At 59.0% G+C, this 13,893-nt stretch carries 13 protein-coding genes and 1 pseudogene; 6 read left to right on the forward strand and 8 right to left on the reverse strand.

Features of this window, described 5'->3' with window-relative positions:
- Positions 1–3: 3 nt before the first annotated feature.
- A pseudogene (locus tag ETG88_RS02770) lies at positions 4–998 on the reverse strand (ABC transporter permease).
- Entirely contained in the window at positions 995–2,497 is a 1,503-nt protein-coding gene (locus tag ETG88_RS02775; protein WP_129034494.1) for a sugar ABC transporter ATP-binding protein, read from the reverse strand. Before ETG88_RS02775 ends, ETG88_RS02770 begins: the two are co-directional and overlap by 4 nt.
- A gap of 162 nt (positions 2,498–2,659) precedes the next feature.
- Between ETG88_RS02775 and ETG88_RS02780 the strand changes: the two genes are divergently transcribed.
- From ETG88_RS02780 to ETG88_RS02790, 3 genes are all read left to right on the forward strand, one after another.
- The gene (locus tag ETG88_RS02780) at positions 2,660–3,748 is read left to right on the forward strand and encodes an oxidoreductase (RefSeq protein WP_100777260.1); all 1,089 of its coding nucleotides are present in this window, start codon (positions 2,660–2,662) and stop codon (positions 3,746–3,748) included.
- Between the two features lie 57 nt (positions 3,749–3,805).
- Entirely contained in the window at positions 3,806–4,549 is a 744-nt protein-coding gene (locus ETG88_RS02785; protein WP_129034495.1) for an SDR family NAD(P)-dependent oxidoreductase, read from the forward strand.
- A 266-nt stretch (positions 4,550–4,815) separates the two neighbouring features.
- Positions 4,816–5,220: a helix-turn-helix domain-containing protein gene (locus ETG88_RS02790; protein ID WP_129034496.1), complete on the forward strand. Its 405-nt coding sequence runs from the start codon at positions 4,816–4,818 to the stop codon at positions 5,218–5,220.
- On the opposite strand, the gene ETG88_RS02795 is transcribed toward ETG88_RS02790, so the two are convergent.
- On the reverse strand, positions 5,217–5,414 hold the full coding sequence (locus tag ETG88_RS02795) for a YbdD/YjiX family protein (protein WP_100777263.1): 198 nt from the start codon (positions 5,412–5,414) through the stop codon (positions 5,217–5,219). The two genes, ETG88_RS02790 and ETG88_RS02795, sit on opposite strands and share 4 nt — an antisense overlap.
- A gap of 65 nt (positions 5,415–5,479) precedes the next feature.
- A complete protein-coding gene (gene cstA / locus ETG88_RS02800; protein ID WP_100777264.1) occupies positions 5,480–7,585 on the reverse strand; it encodes a pyruvate/proton symporter CstA in 2,106 nt (701 codons plus the stop codon).
- A 291-nt stretch (positions 7,586–7,876) separates the two neighbouring features.
- Here cstA and ETG88_RS02805 point away from each other — a divergent pair, with 291 nt between their 5' ends.
- The 3 genes from ETG88_RS02805 to ETG88_RS02815 are packed head-to-tail and all read left to right on the forward strand — an operon-like array spanning position 7,877 to position 10,186.
- Positions 7,877–8,599, forward strand: coding sequence for a nucleoside recognition domain-containing protein (locus tag ETG88_RS02805; protein WP_100777265.1), 723 nt, complete (start codon positions 7,877–7,879; stop codon positions 8,597–8,599).
- Complete coding sequence (locus ETG88_RS02810) at positions 8,596–9,060, forward strand: YjiG family protein (protein ID WP_100777266.1); 465 nt, start codon at positions 8,596–8,598, stop codon at positions 9,058–9,060. Before ETG88_RS02805 ends, ETG88_RS02810 begins: the two co-directional genes overlap by 4 nt.
- 13 nt (positions 9,061–9,073) lie before the next feature.
- Positions 9,074–10,186 (forward strand): M20 family metallopeptidase, encoded by a 1,113-nt coding sequence (locus ETG88_RS02815; RefSeq protein ID WP_123429301.1) that lies wholly within the window; start codon positions 9,074–9,076, stop codon positions 10,184–10,186.
- A gap of 53 nt (positions 10,187–10,239) precedes the next feature.
- Here the strand turns inward: ETG88_RS02815 and entH are convergent, their stop codons facing one another.
- Genes entH through entE form a run of 4 tightly spaced genes read right to left on the reverse strand, consistent with a single transcriptional unit; the run spans position 10,240 to position 13,884 of the window.
- Complete coding sequence (entH, locus tag ETG88_RS02820; protein ID WP_100777268.1) at positions 10,240–10,653, reverse strand: proofreading thioesterase EntH; 414 nt, start codon at positions 10,651–10,653, stop codon at positions 10,240–10,242.
- Complete coding sequence (gene entA / locus ETG88_RS02825; protein ID WP_129034497.1) at positions 10,654–11,409, reverse strand: 2,3-dihydro-2,3-dihydroxybenzoate dehydrogenase EntA; 756 nt, start codon at positions 11,407–11,409, stop codon at positions 10,654–10,656.
- A complete protein-coding gene (locus ETG88_RS02830) occupies positions 11,409–12,263 on the reverse strand; it encodes an isochorismatase (protein ID WP_100777270.1) in 855 nt (284 codons plus the stop codon). Before ETG88_RS02830 ends, entA begins: the two co-directional genes overlap by 1 nt.
- Positions 12,264–12,273: 10 nt before the next feature.
- Complete coding sequence (gene entE / locus ETG88_RS02835; RefSeq protein WP_129034498.1) at positions 12,274–13,884, reverse strand: (2,3-dihydroxybenzoyl)adenylate synthase EntE; 1,611 nt, start codon at positions 13,882–13,884, stop codon at positions 12,274–12,276.
- Between the last annotated feature and the right edge of the window lie 9 nt (positions 13,885–13,893).

The following is a 13,893-nucleotide window of genomic DNA, read 5'->3' on the forward strand; positions in this document are numbered from 1 at the left end:
TTGTTAACGTTTTTGTATGTAGGTAATCGCCAGTGCCACTGCCAGCACCAGCCCTTTTATAATGTCCATGGCGTAATACGGAACCGAGAGCATTACCAGCCCGTTCGACAGCACGCCTAAAATCACCGCCCCCACCAGAGTTCCCAGTGCGTTGGGTTTACCGGAACCCGCCAGCGAGAAGCCAATCCACGCCGCGGCTACCGCGTCCATCAGATAACCGCCGCCCGCATTGACCTGAGAAGATCCAATGCGTGACGCCAGCAAAATGCCGCCTAACCCGGCCAGCAGAGAGGCAATCACATACGCCGCCACTTTGTAGCGCGTGGTGCGAATTCCAGACAGACGCGCCGCTTCCGGGTTTCCGCCGATGGCGTACATGCGTCGTCCGTGGGTGGTCAGGGAGAGGCCCAGCTGCGCCAGCACCGTCACCACCAGCATGATGATCACAATGGTCGGCACCTGGCCGAGCAGCCCGAACGCCGCCGGAATAGTCCCTTCAGCCATGTCGCCGCTCGGCAGCACCATGTTTTCGGTAATCGATCCGCCGTAGCTGTAGGTCATCGCCACGCCCTGAATCACAAACAGACTGGCGAGGGTCGCCAGCATGTCCGGAATCCGCAGGATGACAATCAGGAAGGCGTTAAACAGCCCGACCAGCGTACAGAGCGCCAGGGTGATCAGAATCGACTCGGTGGTGCCGTAGCCGTGCCAGACGAAGAGTGAAATCACCAGCGCATTGGCCAGCGACGCCGTCGAGCCTACGGAGAGATCAAACCCGCCGACGGTCAGGGAGATCGACACCCGATGGCAATCACAGTCACAATGGCGATGGAGCGTAAGATATTGATGATGTTAAAAGGATCGAGGAAGTTGTCCGATGCGATGCCAAAAATCGCCACCAGCGCGACAACGGTCAGCAACATGCCCCATTTGTAGAGAAAATCGAAAAACTGCTGACGGCCCGACGCCGTCGCATTCACTGAAAGGGCCTTGCTCACGACGCCGTACCTCCGGTTGAATAATAAAGTAATGTCTCTTCGCGGGCCTGCACCCCGGCGACTTCCGCCACGATGCGCCCGTCCCACAGCACGCAGATGCGATCGCACAATCCCACCAGCTCGGCGAATTCGCCAGAGGCATAAATCACCCCTTTGCCTTCGCGCGCCAGGCCATCAATCAGCTGGAACAGATCGGTTTTGGCCTTCACGTCCACGCCTTTGGTCGGCTCGTCAAAAATCAGTACGCTGGCGTTGCCGCGCAGCCATTTGCCAATCGCCACTTTCTGCTGATTGCCGCCTGACAGACGACGTAAAACCTGCCCCGGCCCCCGCGCACGAATACCGACGCGGGCGATCACCTCCTCAGCCCAGCGCCACGCCTGACGATGTCCAAACAGGCTCCAGCGCGAGAAGCTGTGATCTGCGCTAACGGCCAGATTCATGCTCACCGGCTCGTCGATAAAAATGCCCTCTTTGCGCCGCTCTTCCGGCACCAGCGCCAGCCCGCGCAGCACAGAGTCCGCCGGATCGCGCGGCTGCCACGGCTGATGGTTCAGCTCTGCGCGATCGACACGGCTTTTCGTTGCGCCAAACAGCGCTTTGCACAGCTCGGTTTTACCTGCCCCGGCAAGCCCGGCAATGCCAAGAATTTCGCCCTTGCGCAGGTGCAGGGAGATATCTTTCAGCAGCGCTTCGTCGTGCAGCCCTTCCACGCGCAGCAAGGTTTCGTCACTGTGCGGCGGTCGCGCAGGCGGATAAATATCACTCAGCTCATGACCGAGCATCTTCTCGACGATATCTTCACCGGAGAGTAAAGCCATCGGCCCGGACTCAATCAGCTTGCCGTCGCGCAGCACCGTTAAGGTGTCGCAAATGGCTTTCAGCTCATGAATGCGATGGGAGATAAACACCACGCCGATCCCCTGCTGTTGCAGGCGTCGGACCACCGCGAACAGGCGCTCGCTTTCGTGCGCGTCCAGCGGTGCGGTCGGCTCATCCAGAATCAGAAAACGACAGTGATGCGACAACGCCCGCGCCAGCAGAATTTGCTGCTTTTCGGCGAGGGTGCAGCTATCGATGGAACGACGGACATTAAGGGAGATATCCAGCTGCGCCAGGGCCTGCTGCGCCTGCTCGCGAATCGCGCGCCAGCGGTAGCGATGGCCCGGCTGCGCCAGATTATCGAGCATAATGTTTTCGGCGATACTGAGGCCCGGGATCAGCGCCACGTCCACCTCCTGCTGCACCAGGTGAATGCCCAGCCGTTTGGCGTCCAGCGGTTCACGAATGGCCACTGGCTGATTATTAATGCTGATCTCGCCCTCGTAGTGGTCATGCGTGCCGCAGAGCACCGCCATCAGCGTCGATTTCCCTGCCCCGTTGGCCCCCGTCAGCGCATGGACAGAACCGCCCGTCAGGGTGAAATCCACGCGCGACAATGCCTGAAAGCCGGAAAAGGCCAGGCTGATACCGCGCATCTCAAGGCGACTGGAACCCATCCGCTGTCATTCCTTCTTATTTAATATTTTGATTTATGGAATTTTTCACAGCTCGGGTTGACTGGCAATGATAGAAAAGGCATAAGATAAAGCTAAATATTATTAGCCATCCGGATGTCCAGACATAACATCGGGTTAGCGCTTCGCAAAAAGGACACCCTCATGAGTCACACTGATATTCGCGTCGTACCCGGCCCGGCAAACTATTTCTCCCACAACGGCAGCCTTGCGCGCCTGAGCGATTTCTTCACCCCGGAACAGCTGTCCCGCGCGGTGTGGATTTACGGTGAGCGCGCCATCGAAGGTGCCCGCCCGTTCCTGCCTGACAGCTTCCACGCCGCAGGCGCGAAGCATCTGCTGTTTAAAGGCCACTGCAGCGAGCGCGATGTCACCCATCTGGTGAATGACGCGGGCGATGACGTCAGCGTGGTGATCGGCGTGGGCGGCGGCGCAGTGATGGACACGGTCAAAGCCGTGGCGCGTCGTCTGGGTGCGCCGTTCGTTGGCATTCCGACTATCGCCGCCACCTGCGCGGCCTGGACGCCGCTGTCCGTGTGGTACAACGACGCCGGTCAGGCGCTTCAGTTTGAGATATTCGATGACGCCAACTTCCTGGTGCTGGTCGAGCCACAGATTATCCTCAACGCCCCGGCGGAATACCTGCTGGCGGGTATCGGCGACACGCTGGCGAAATGGTACGAAGCGGTGGTGCTGGCACCGAAACCGGAAGCGCTGCCTCTGACGGTGCGGCTTGGCATTAACGGCGCGCTGGCGATCCGCGACGTGCTGCTGGAGAGCAGCGAGCAGGCGCTGGCCGATCAGGCGCGCGGCGAACAAACTCAGGCGTTTCGCGATGTGGTCGACGCCATTATCGCCGGTGGCGGGATGGTTGGCGGGCTGGGCGAGCGCTATACCCGCGTGGCGGCCGCGCATGCGGTGCATAACGGTTTAACGGTTCTGCCGCAGACCGAAAAATTCCTCCACGGCACCAAAGTGGCCTACGGCATTCTGGTGCAGAGCGCCCTGCTCGGTCAGGACGATGTTCTCGCGCAGTTAATTGCGTCGTATCAGCGTTTTCATCTGCCAACGACCCTTCGCGAACTGGAGGTGGATATTAACAACCGCGCTGAACTGGATAAGGTGATCGCCCATACGCTGCGCCCGGTAGAGTCGATTCACTCTCTGCCGGTGACACTTACGCCCGAGTCGCTTTACGCCGCATTGGTGAAGGTGGAAAACCTCAGCCGCTAATCGCTTCGACCGTCTATACCTAATGATGATTCTCACCACTCTCGCAACGAGGTCATCATGCAGATCGATTTAACGGGTAAGAAGGCGCTGGTTACTGGTGCCAGTCGTGGTTTGGGCCGTGCCATCGCGCTATCCCTGGCTCAGGCCGGGGCCGACGTGGTTATTACGTATGAAAAATCCGCTGATAAAGCCCAGGCCGTCGCCGCAGAGATAGCGGCGCTGGGACGCAACAGCGAGGCCATTCAGGCAGACAGCGCCAGCGCAGAGGCCATTCAGGATGCCGTTACGCAGGCGGCACGCACGCTCGGTGGGCTGGATATTCTGGTCAATAACGCCGGGATTGCGCGCGGCGGTCCGCTGGAGTCCATGACGCTTGCGGACATTGATGCCCTTATCAACGTCAACATTCGCGGCGTGGTGATCGCCACTCAGGCCGCGCTGGTCCATCTGTCTGACGGCGGTCGCATCATCAATATCGGCAGCTGTCTCGCCAACCGCGTCGCCCAGCCGGGCATTGCAGTCTATTCCATGACGAAATCGGCGCTTAACTCCCTGACCCGAGGTCTGGCCCGCGATCTGGGACCGCGCGGCATCACCGTCAATCTGGTCCATCCCGGCCCTACCAATAGCGACATGAACCCGGAAGATGGCGAGCAGGCCGACTCTCAGCGCCAGCTGATCGCCATCGGTCATTACGGCCAGCCGGAAGATATCGCGGCGGCGGTCACCTTCCTGGCAAGCTCGGCGGCAGGACAAATCTCCGGCACCGGTCTGGATGTGGATGGCGGCCTCAATGCCTGAGACTTTTTTGCCGCCCTGATTCCAGGTTTTTTGCACGCCTCTGTCGCCTGACAGAGCGCTTGCGAGGGGCCTCGCAGCCTTCTATTTTGCCTCTTTCACCCGCAAATTCTGTGCCTGACAGTGCCCATAAGAAATTCGGAAATTGTCTAATAGTCTTATTATTTCCTTATAAAAACTGTGGGTGTAAAGTGCGTAGATTCAAATCGATTTGTTGGTCAAAAAACGCAGAACCTCAACCACTTATCTGCATGAGGAGATTGTGCACTATGGCTGTTCAGCTAATTCAGGATGAAGAAGGAACAACGCAGTTTGTGGTGATCCCCTGGCATGAATATTCGCGCATGTGTTTACAGCTGTCGGAAAACGATGACGAGAGGGATAGCGATCTGGAAGATATCGAGTGTGAGCACGATACCTATGATGATGTCGAGCTACCGGGTGATGTCTGCGACGTGATGCATAAAGAAAACGTCAGTTTGCAGGCTGCATGGCGTATTTTGCGCGGCTTATCTCAACAGGACGTTGCCGACAAACTGGGCATCAGTCAGTCTGCCGTTTCACAACTCGAGGCGCTCGACTCACGCCCGCAAAAGCGCACGCGTGAAAAACTTGCGGCCATTTATGGCTGCACGCAGGAGCAGATCAGTCTGTATCACCCGAAAGAGGGTTAACAGCACTTCGCCCCACCTTTGCTGCCGTAACGGGCGTCCTGACGATCGCGGAAAAATTCCTCGTAGGTCATTGGCGTCTGGTCCGGATGCGTAACCCGCATATGCTCGACATAATTGTCATAGTCCGGCACGCCGATCATCATTTTGGCCGCCTGGCCGAGGTATTTCCCTGCTTTGGATAAGGTATCGAACATGATTCGGTTCCCGGAGTGGTGAAAATAGCAGGCCGGGTGAGCGCAAGCGCCACCCGGCATGATGATTAATGTGCCCCTTTTGCCTGAACCACAATCTCATCCAGATTTTCTGGCATCGGCTCGTATGGCGTCTCTTTCGCGGTCGGCTTGTCTTCTTTCAGTGCCGCCAGCGCGGTCTTCAGAGAGTACAACGCCAGCACCACAACCACCACCATAAAGAAGATTGTCAGCCCGGCATCCAGACGGTTATTAAACACCAGCTGTGACAGCTGCGACTCCGTATACTGCGCCGGGATCTTGCCGCTGTCGATCATCGCCTGGAATTTATTGGCGATCGCGAGGAAACCGACTTTGTTGTCCGGGCTAAACGCTTTCTGCCAGCCTGCGGTGAGCGTGCAGATCAGCAGCCACGCCGTTGGCAGCAGCGCCACCCACGCGTAACGCTGACGCTTCATTTTGAACAGCACCACCGCGCAGAGCATCAGCGCCATGCCTGCCAGCATCTGGTTAGCGATACCGAACAGCGGCCACAGGGTATTGATCCCGCCGAGCGGATCGACGACCCCCTGATGGAGGAAGTAACCCCACGCCAGCACGCACAGCGCCGTTGCCAGCAGGTTGGCGGGTAGCGAATCCGTGCGTTTGAGGTTCGGCGAAATCACCCCCAGCAGATCCTGCAGCATAAAGCGCGCCGCGCGCGTCCCCGCATCCACCGCCGTCAGAATAAACAGCGCCTCGAACAGAATGGCGAAATGATACCAGAACGACACATCCATCAGCCCGCCGAGCGCGCCGTGCAGAATATAGGCCATCCCCACCGCCAGCGTCGGCGCACCACCCGCACGGGAGATAATCGACTGCTCCCCCACTTCGTTAGCGATATGGGTCAGGGTTTCCGGCGTAATCGCAAAGCCCCAGCCGCTCACCACCTGCGCCGCAGAGGCTACCACGTCAACGGTTCCGGCCGGCGCCAGCACCGCCATTGGGCTGTTCATCGCAAAGTACACGCCCGGATCGATAATGCAGGCAGAGACCAGCGCCATAATCGCGACGAAGGACTCCATCAGCATACCGCCGTAGCCAATCAGGCAGGCCTGATTTTCATTGGCCAGCATCTTCGGCGTGGTGCCTGATGCGATCAGGGCATGGAAGCCCGAGACGGCACCACAGGCGATGGTGATGAACAGGAACGGGAACAGGTTACCGGTCCAGACCGGGCCGGTGCCGTCGATAAATTTGGTCAGCGCCGGCATCGTCAGGGTCGGGCGCATGATCAGAATCCCGATCGCCAGCCCCACGATAGTACCGATTTTGAGGAAGGTGGAGAGGTAATCGCGCGGAGCCAGCAGCAGCCAGACCGGCAGAACCGCCGCCACAAAACCGTAGCCCACCAGCATCCAGGTCAGCTGCACGCCAGTAAAATCAAAGTACGGCGCCCAGGTCGGGCTTTCCGCTACCCAGCCGCCGGAGATAATCGCGAAGACCAGGAAGAACAGACCAATCACCGACACTTCACCAATGCGCCCAGGGCGGATATAGCGAATGTAGATCCCCATGAAAATCGCCAGCGGGATGGTAAAGGCCACGGTGTACGTTCCCCACGGGCTGTGGGTCAGGGCTTTCACCACGATCATCGCCAGCACCGCCAGAATGATCACCATGATCATAAAGGTGGCGATCAGGGCGATCACTCCGGCCGTTGCGCCCATCTCCTCTTTCACCAGCTCACCGAGCGAGCGACCGTCGCGGCGGGTCGAGACGAACAGCACCATAAAATCCTGCACCGCACCGGCCAGCACCACGCCCGCGAGGATCCAGATCATCCCAGGGAGATAGCCCATCTGCGCCGCCAGCACCGGCCCGACGAGCGGCCCCGCCCCGGCAATCGCCGCAAAATGGTGGCCGAACAGCACTTTTTTATCCGTCGGGACGTAGTCCAGCCCGTCGTTATGACGAACCGCAGGTGTCATGCGCGTGCCATCTACCGCCAACACTTTGTCAGCAATAAAGCGCCCGTAAAAACGATACGCGATCAGATAAATGCAGACGGAAGCGACGACAATCCATAGCGCATTGATCTGTTCACCACGGTTGAGGGCGATATAGCCCAGAGCAAATGCGCCCACAACGGAGAGCACTGCCCAGATGAGGTATTTCCCTGAGTTGTTCATAGTTGTTGTCCGTTAGCGTGAAACAGTGAGATGTTACATTTTGTTTCTAGATCACTGCTTAAAATTTAACAACTCTGAAACGCAATAATGTGTGGTCAAACCAGATATTTACGCCACAGTGTTAAGCGGATCACTTTCGTGCCTTCCGCGTGCGTTTTCCTCTCTCCTCCCCCGTCACATTTTTGGTTTTTTCCTGGCAAAGCTCCCTGTCGAAATGATTTGAATCATCTTATCTGAGCAAATAATCAACAAAATACCCTTGTGTATTCGCACGTTAACAAGGAAAAGGATATGAAAAGTTCAATACCTCAGGACTATAAGGTAGGGCCCGGCGCCTATTTTGCGCTGGCTTTCGCCGCCGTTTTCTTCTCCGGCCTGTTAGGGGGAAAAGAGTGGTACGGCGTGTTTGATTTCACCACGCTCAACGGGGCTTTCGGCAAAGTGGTCAGCAAAGCCAGCCTCGAAGACGGTACCCTGACCACGGCGACCAGCGCCTTTCGCGGTACCGGCGGCAGCGGCGCGATGGACGGATTTCTGTTTGCACTGGGGCTGATTCCGGCGGTGATGTTCGCACTCGGCATGATCAACGTGCTGGAACATTACGGTGCGCTACGGGCGGCACGTAAACTTCTGACGCCTCTGCTGCGCCCGCTGATTGGCATTCCGGGCACCACCGGACTGGCGCTGATCGGCAGCCTGCAAAGCACCGATGTCGGCGCGTCGCTCACCCGTAATCTCGCCGATGAAGGGCAAATCAGCGAAAACGAGAAAGACGTCTTTGCGATGTTCCAGTTCTCGGCGGGGGCGATGATCACTAACTTCTTCTCCTCCGGCGCCATTTTATTCACCCTGATCGCAATAGACGGCACCGCCGCCGTCCCGACCTCCATCGGCACTTGTGTTGCCGTAATGTTCATCATGAAAATCGTCGGCGCCAACATCCTGCGCCTGATCCTCTTACTCACCGGTAACAAAGCCGCCGTGGCCCAACAGGCAGAAGGAGAAGCCTCATGAGTGCACCGCAATCCAATCCCGTCATTACCGATGTTTTTGTCGAGGGTGCGCGTAAAGGCTGGAGCATCGCCACCAGCAGTACCCTGCCGAACGTGGTGATGGCTTTTATCATCATCAAAGCGCTGGAGATCACCGGCGCACTCAAAGGGCTGGGGATGATTTTCGCCCCGCTGATGGGGCTGTTCGGCCTGCCGGGTGAAGCGGCCGCAGTGCTGATTGGCGGCTGGATGTCGATGGGCGGCGGTATTGGTGTCGCTATCGGCTTGTTTGATAAAGGCATTCTGAGCGGCGAACATCTGGCGATCCTCGCCCCGGCCATCTATCTGATGGGTTCTCAGGTCCAGTATCTGGGCCGCATTCTTGGCGTGATCGGAACCCGCGCCAAACGCATTCCTCTGATGATTGCCATTTCGGTCATCAACGCCTTCTTAGCCATGCTGCTGATGCGCATTATTCTCTGAACAGGACGGAACCATGAATCTTGACCATTACATCAACGAACTGAAAACCCTGGTGAACGTAGACTGCGGGACCCAGACTCTGGCAGGTGTTGCCACCGTTGCCGGCATTATGGAATCACTGTGGCAGCAGGAGGGCTGGCACACCGAGCGCGTAAATCTTGGCGAGCAGGTCGGTCCCGGCGTGCTGGTCTGCAATAAACCCGACGCAGAAAAGCTGGATGTCCTGCTGGTGGGCCATCTGGATACGGTCTTTGCGCCGGGCACCGTCGCGGAGCGCCCGATGAGCGAGGATGATACCCGTCTGTACGGGCCGGGCGTCTCGGACATGAAAAGCGGGTTACTCAATATTCTGTGGGCGATGCGCGAACTGGATGCTGCTGACAAAGCGCGTCTTTCTATTGCCGTGGCGATGAATCCGGACGAAGAGACCGGCTCAGTTTACTCTCACGAATGGATCGGCGGACTGGCGAAACGCGCCCGCTGCGTGCTGGTGTGCGAAGCCGCCCGCGCCGACGGCTCACTGGTGAAAGCCCGTAAAGGGATGGCCGGATATCATCTGACGTTTAGCGGCGTGGCGGCGCACGCGGGGAACGATCCGGAGAAAGGCCGTTCGGCGATCACCGCCCTCGCTAACAGCGTTATCGCCATCAATGCCCTGGCAGACTGGGATCGCGGCACCACCCTCAACGTCGGGGTGATCAACGGCGGAAGCGCGGCAAACGTGGTGGCGGACAGCGCCGTCGCGGAGCTTGATGTGCGTTTCTGGGAAAATGACGAAGACACCCGTGTGCATCGCGCGCTCACCGCCCTATGCGAAAACGGTTTTCTGAAGGGAGTGACGACCACGCTTACCCGCGTTAATCACAAGCCTGCAATGGCGGCCAGCGAAGCGACTCAGGCGCTGATGCAGCAGGTGGAAAAGGCTGGCAAAGAGGAAGGAATCGACATCACCTGGCAGGCCGTGGGCGGAGGCAGCGATGCCAACCATACGGCAGCGCTCGGCATTCCGACTCTCGACGGCTTCGGGCCGATCGGTGCCGGTTTCCATAGCCCAGCCGAGTGGCTGGATAAAGCCTCGATTGAGCCACGCATTCGCCTGTTAAAGCGGGTGGTTTCAATGCTGTAAGACGAAGATTGCCCGGTGGCTGTACGCTTACCGGGCAATCCCACGCAACCAAATTACCCGAGCACCATCGTACTTAACCGGCAGGTACAGCAGCGCCGCCCCTGCTCGTCAAAGATCGCGATCTCCCAGCTTTGGTTCTGACGCCCCAGGTGCAGCGGCTGACACACACCGCGCACTTTGCCCTGTGACACGGCGCGATGATGGGTGGCGTTCAGCTCCGTACCCACCACGTTTTGCCCGTCGCGGGTCATCAGAAAACCGGCCATTGAACCGAGCGTCTCCGCCAGCGCCGCCGAAGCCCCGCCGTGCAGCAGACCAAACGGCTGATGCGTTCGCGCATCGACCGGCATTTCCGCTTCCAGCGTGTCGTCACCGATACGCGTGTAAACCATCCCGAGGTGCGCCACCATGGTGTTGTGACTGGTGGCGTTCAGCTCTTCGAGGGACAAATGACGTTTCCAGATCATCTACGCCCCCAGGGTTGAACCGCCGTCCACCACGATATCCTGCAGCGTGATGTGGCTGGCCAGATCCGAAGCGAGGAACAGAATGGTGTTGGCAATTTCATGGGGACGCGCGATTTTACCCAGCGGAATGCCAAGCTTAAATTGCTCGCCAAACCCACGAATGCGCTGCTGCTCGGCGTCGTCGCTCACCCACAACGTGCGCTGCATGTCCGTATCCGTCGAGCCAGGCGAGACAATATTGCAGCGTACGCCGCTGCCCGCCAGCTCCAGCCCGACCGTCAGGGCCAGGCTTTTCAGCGCTGCTTTCGACGCGCCATACGCGCTCATGCCGATGCGCGGCGTATGCGCAGCGTCAGAGGCGACCGTCACAATCGTCCCGCCCTGCTGACGGCGGAACTGGCCCATCGTCTGCTGGAACAGATTGAACGCCCCACCGACGTTAACCGCAAAAGTCTGCTGCCAGTCGTCCTGCGAGAGCTGATCCGTCGCGCCCATGCGCAAAATCCCTGCCGCGTTAACCAGCACGTCGAGGCGATCGATGGTCGCCAGCACGCGCCCGCAAACCTCGTTCACCTCGGTGGCATCCGCTACGTTCAGCACTTCGGTGGCAAACGGGTAATCCTGCTCGGGAAAAGCGAGATCAAAGCCCGTCACCCGCGCGCCCGCCTCCACAAAGGCCTGCGCGGTGGCGTACCCGATGCCTTTTCCGGCCCCCGTCACCCAGACGGTTTTGCCGGTAAAATCGAATCCTGCCATCACTTCACCTCGCGGGAAAGCAGCGCCCACCAGGCATCAATGGTCGGGTTTTTTGCCAGCATCACGAAGTCGATATCGCCATGCACTTTGCGCCAGCGAGCCGCGAGAGCCATCATGCGCACGGAGTCCAGACCGTAATCGATCAGGTTTTCGTCATCCATCGGCTCGTCGGACTCATCCAGCAGCGGCAGCACGACGGCGCGCAGAGCCTCTTTGCTTGCCGGCACTGACGGCAGCAGTTCGTCAGTCATCACAACGCGACCGGTTCGGCCCGCCACGTATTTGAGGGACATCAGGTGCTCTTCGCGGCTGAAATCGGCCAGTGCGTCAGCGATAAAGAACGGTTTGATATCACGCATGAAAGCATCGGTCGCGGTCGTCATACAGCCGATGTGCGCGTACACACCGGTGATCAGCAGCTGATTGCGGCCCGTCTCTTTCAGCATCTGTTCCAGCGGCGAGCGGTGGAACGCGCTGTAGCGCCATTTCACCAGCACCGTATCTGCTTCGTCCGGGGTAAGCGCCGCGACAATGCGCTGCTGCTCCGGTGAACGGGTCAGGCCCGGTCCCCACATGTCGTTCAGCAGGGCGCGATCTTCATCGCTCTGCTCTTTCGGCTGCGCGGTGTAGTAGACCGGAATGTTGTGCTTTTTGCAGTAATCGCGCAGTTGGGCGATGTTCGCCACCACTTGCTCCATCATCGGGCAGTTATCGCCCCAGAAGTTGAGGAAATATTCCTGCATATCGTGGATCAGCAGCGCCGCGCGCTCCGGCTCAAACGCCCAGCTCACTTTGTTGTCTGGCAGATCGGCCGCCGTTGGCAGCGCATAACCGGTTAATTTTGGAATTGCCATTTTTAACTCCTCAGCCCTGGGCGCGTTCGGCCAGCCACAGGCGCAATTGTTTCTTGTCCACTTTTCCTACCGGCGTCAGCGGCAGCGCATCCACGCTCTCGACACGATCCGGCAGCTTGAAATCCGCCACGCCCTGCTCACGCAGGAAACGCCGTACCTCCACCGCTCGCAGCGGGGTTTTCACCACCAGATACGCACAGCTTTTCTCGCCGAGCAGGCTGTCTTCCATGCTGACAAGCGCCGCATGAATGACCGCGTCGTGGCGCAGAAGCAGGTTTTCGATCTCTTCGGCGGCAATCTTCTCGCCCCCACGGTTGATCTGATCTTTTTCGCGCCCCTGAACGGTGATGTAACCCTGTTCATCGATGGCGATCAGATCGCCGGAGCAGTAAAAACCGTCGGCGTCAAAGGCGCTGGCGTTGTGCTCCGGGCTGTTGAAATAGCCACGGAACGTGTACGGCCCGCGCGTCATCAGACGTCCCACTTCGCCGCGAGGCAGAGGATTGCCCTGTTCATCGGCCACCCACACTTCATCGTCCGGACACATCGGACGGCCCTGGGTGTTCATGATTTTTTCCGGGGAATCGTCGAGCGCCGTGTAGTTCACCAGCCCTTCCGCCATGCCAAACACCTGCTGCAGCTGGCAGCCAATCTCCGCCGGAATACGTGCGGCAAGGGTCGCAGACAAACGCGCCCCGCCCACCTGCAGCAGCGCCAGCGAGGCGAGCTGTGCATTGCCCGCTCCTTCGGCAATCGCCTGCAACCACAGGCTGACCGCTGGAGGCACCAGCGAGGTGACGTTAATCTGATGTTTTTCGATCAGCGGGAAGCAGAGCGTGGCGCTCGGATCGGTGGCCAGCACCACGCAGCCGCCCGCGAGGAACACGCCCAGCGAGCCAGGGGAACTCATGGCGTAGTTATGCGCGGCAGGCAGCGCGTTCAGGTAGCGCGTCTGGCTGTTGATGGCGCAAATCTCGTTGCTGCGACGAATGCTGTAGTAGTAATCGTTGTGCGTGCGCGGGATGAGCTTCGGCGTGCCGGTACTGCCGCCGGAGAGCTGGAAAAAGGCCACTTCGTCGGCCGGAGTTGTGCTGGCGATAAAGTTATCCGCCGGGCGCGCAATTGCAGCTTCCAGCGCATGTTCGCCCGTATCGCCGCGCAGCAACACCACACGCACGGAGCGGTGCTGGTCGACAAAGGTATTCAGGAATTCATCGCCCGCGAACAGCGCGTGCTGGCGATCGGCAATCAGCAGCGCCGGTTCAATCTGCGCGGCGTAGGCGTTCAGTTCGCTGCGCTGATGGCTGAACAGGGCATTTACGGGTACAACGCCCACCTGCAGCAGCGCGAAGAAGGTGACGTAAAACTCGGCGACATTGCCGAGCTGCACCAGCGCCGTTTCACCGCGTTTCACGCCCTGCGCCTGCAACGCGGAGGCGAGATTGTTGACGGCCTGATGGAACTGGCGGTAAGTGTACTGACGCTCGCCGTCGATAATCGCCGTCGCCTCGCTCCCGGCGTGGCGGGTCAAAATATCGGTCAGAGGCAGATCCTGCCAGTAGCCTTTTTCGCGGTAGCGCCGGGCAAAGTCTTCGGGCCAGCGGGTAAAGGGAATGCTCATGATGGTTCC

The sequence above is a fragment of the Lelliottia nimipressuralis genome (genome assembly GCF_004115925.1).
In the GTDB taxonomy this organism is placed as follows: Bacteria; Pseudomonadota; Gammaproteobacteria; order Enterobacterales; family Enterobacteriaceae; genus Enterobacter; species Enterobacter nimipressuralis.

Coding starts and splice junctions, on each gene's coding strand:
- cstA (WP_100777264.1), bottom strand. CDS start 7,585: ATGAACAACTCAGGGAAATACCTCATCTGGGCAGTGCTCTCCGTTGTG.
- ETG88_RS02805 (WP_100777265.1), top strand. CDS start 7,877: ATGAAAAGTTCAATACCTCAGGACTATAAGGTAGGGCCCGGCGCCTAT.
- ETG88_RS02790 (WP_129034496.1), top strand. CDS start 4,816: ATGGCTGTTCAGCTAATTCAGGATGAAGAAGGAACAACGCAGTTTGTG.
- ETG88_RS02810 (WP_100777266.1), top strand. CDS start 8,596: ATGAGTGCACCGCAATCCAATCCCGTCATTACCGATGTTTTTGTCGAG.
- ETG88_RS02815 (WP_123429301.1), top strand. CDS start 9,074: ATGAATCTTGACCATTACATCAACGAACTGAAAACCCTGGTGAACGTA.
- ETG88_RS02830 (WP_100777270.1), bottom strand. CDS start 12,263: ATGGCAATTCCAAAATTAACCGGTTATGCGCTGCCAACGGCGGCCGAT.
- entE (WP_129034498.1), bottom strand. CDS start 13,884: ATGAGCATTCCCTTTACCCGCTGGCCCGAAGACTTTGCCCGGCGCTAC.
- ETG88_RS02775 (WP_129034494.1), bottom strand. CDS start 2,497: ATGGGTTCCAGTCGCCTTGAGATGCGCGGTATCAGCCTGGCCTTTTCC.
- ETG88_RS02780 (WP_100777260.1), top strand. CDS start 2,660: ATGAGTCACACTGATATTCGCGTCGTACCCGGCCCGGCAAACTATTTC.
- entA (WP_129034497.1), bottom strand. CDS start 11,409: ATGGCAGGATTCGATTTTACCGGCAAAACCGTCTGGGTGACGGGGGCC.
- ETG88_RS02795 (WP_100777263.1), bottom strand. CDS start 5,414: ATGTTCGATACCTTATCCAAAGCAGGGAAATACCTCGGCCAGGCGGCC.
- ETG88_RS02785 (WP_129034495.1), top strand. CDS start 3,806: ATGCAGATCGATTTAACGGGTAAGAAGGCGCTGGTTACTGGTGCCAGT.
- entH (WP_100777268.1), bottom strand. CDS start 10,653: ATGATCTGGAAACGTCATTTGTCCCTCGAAGAGCTGAACGCCACCAGT.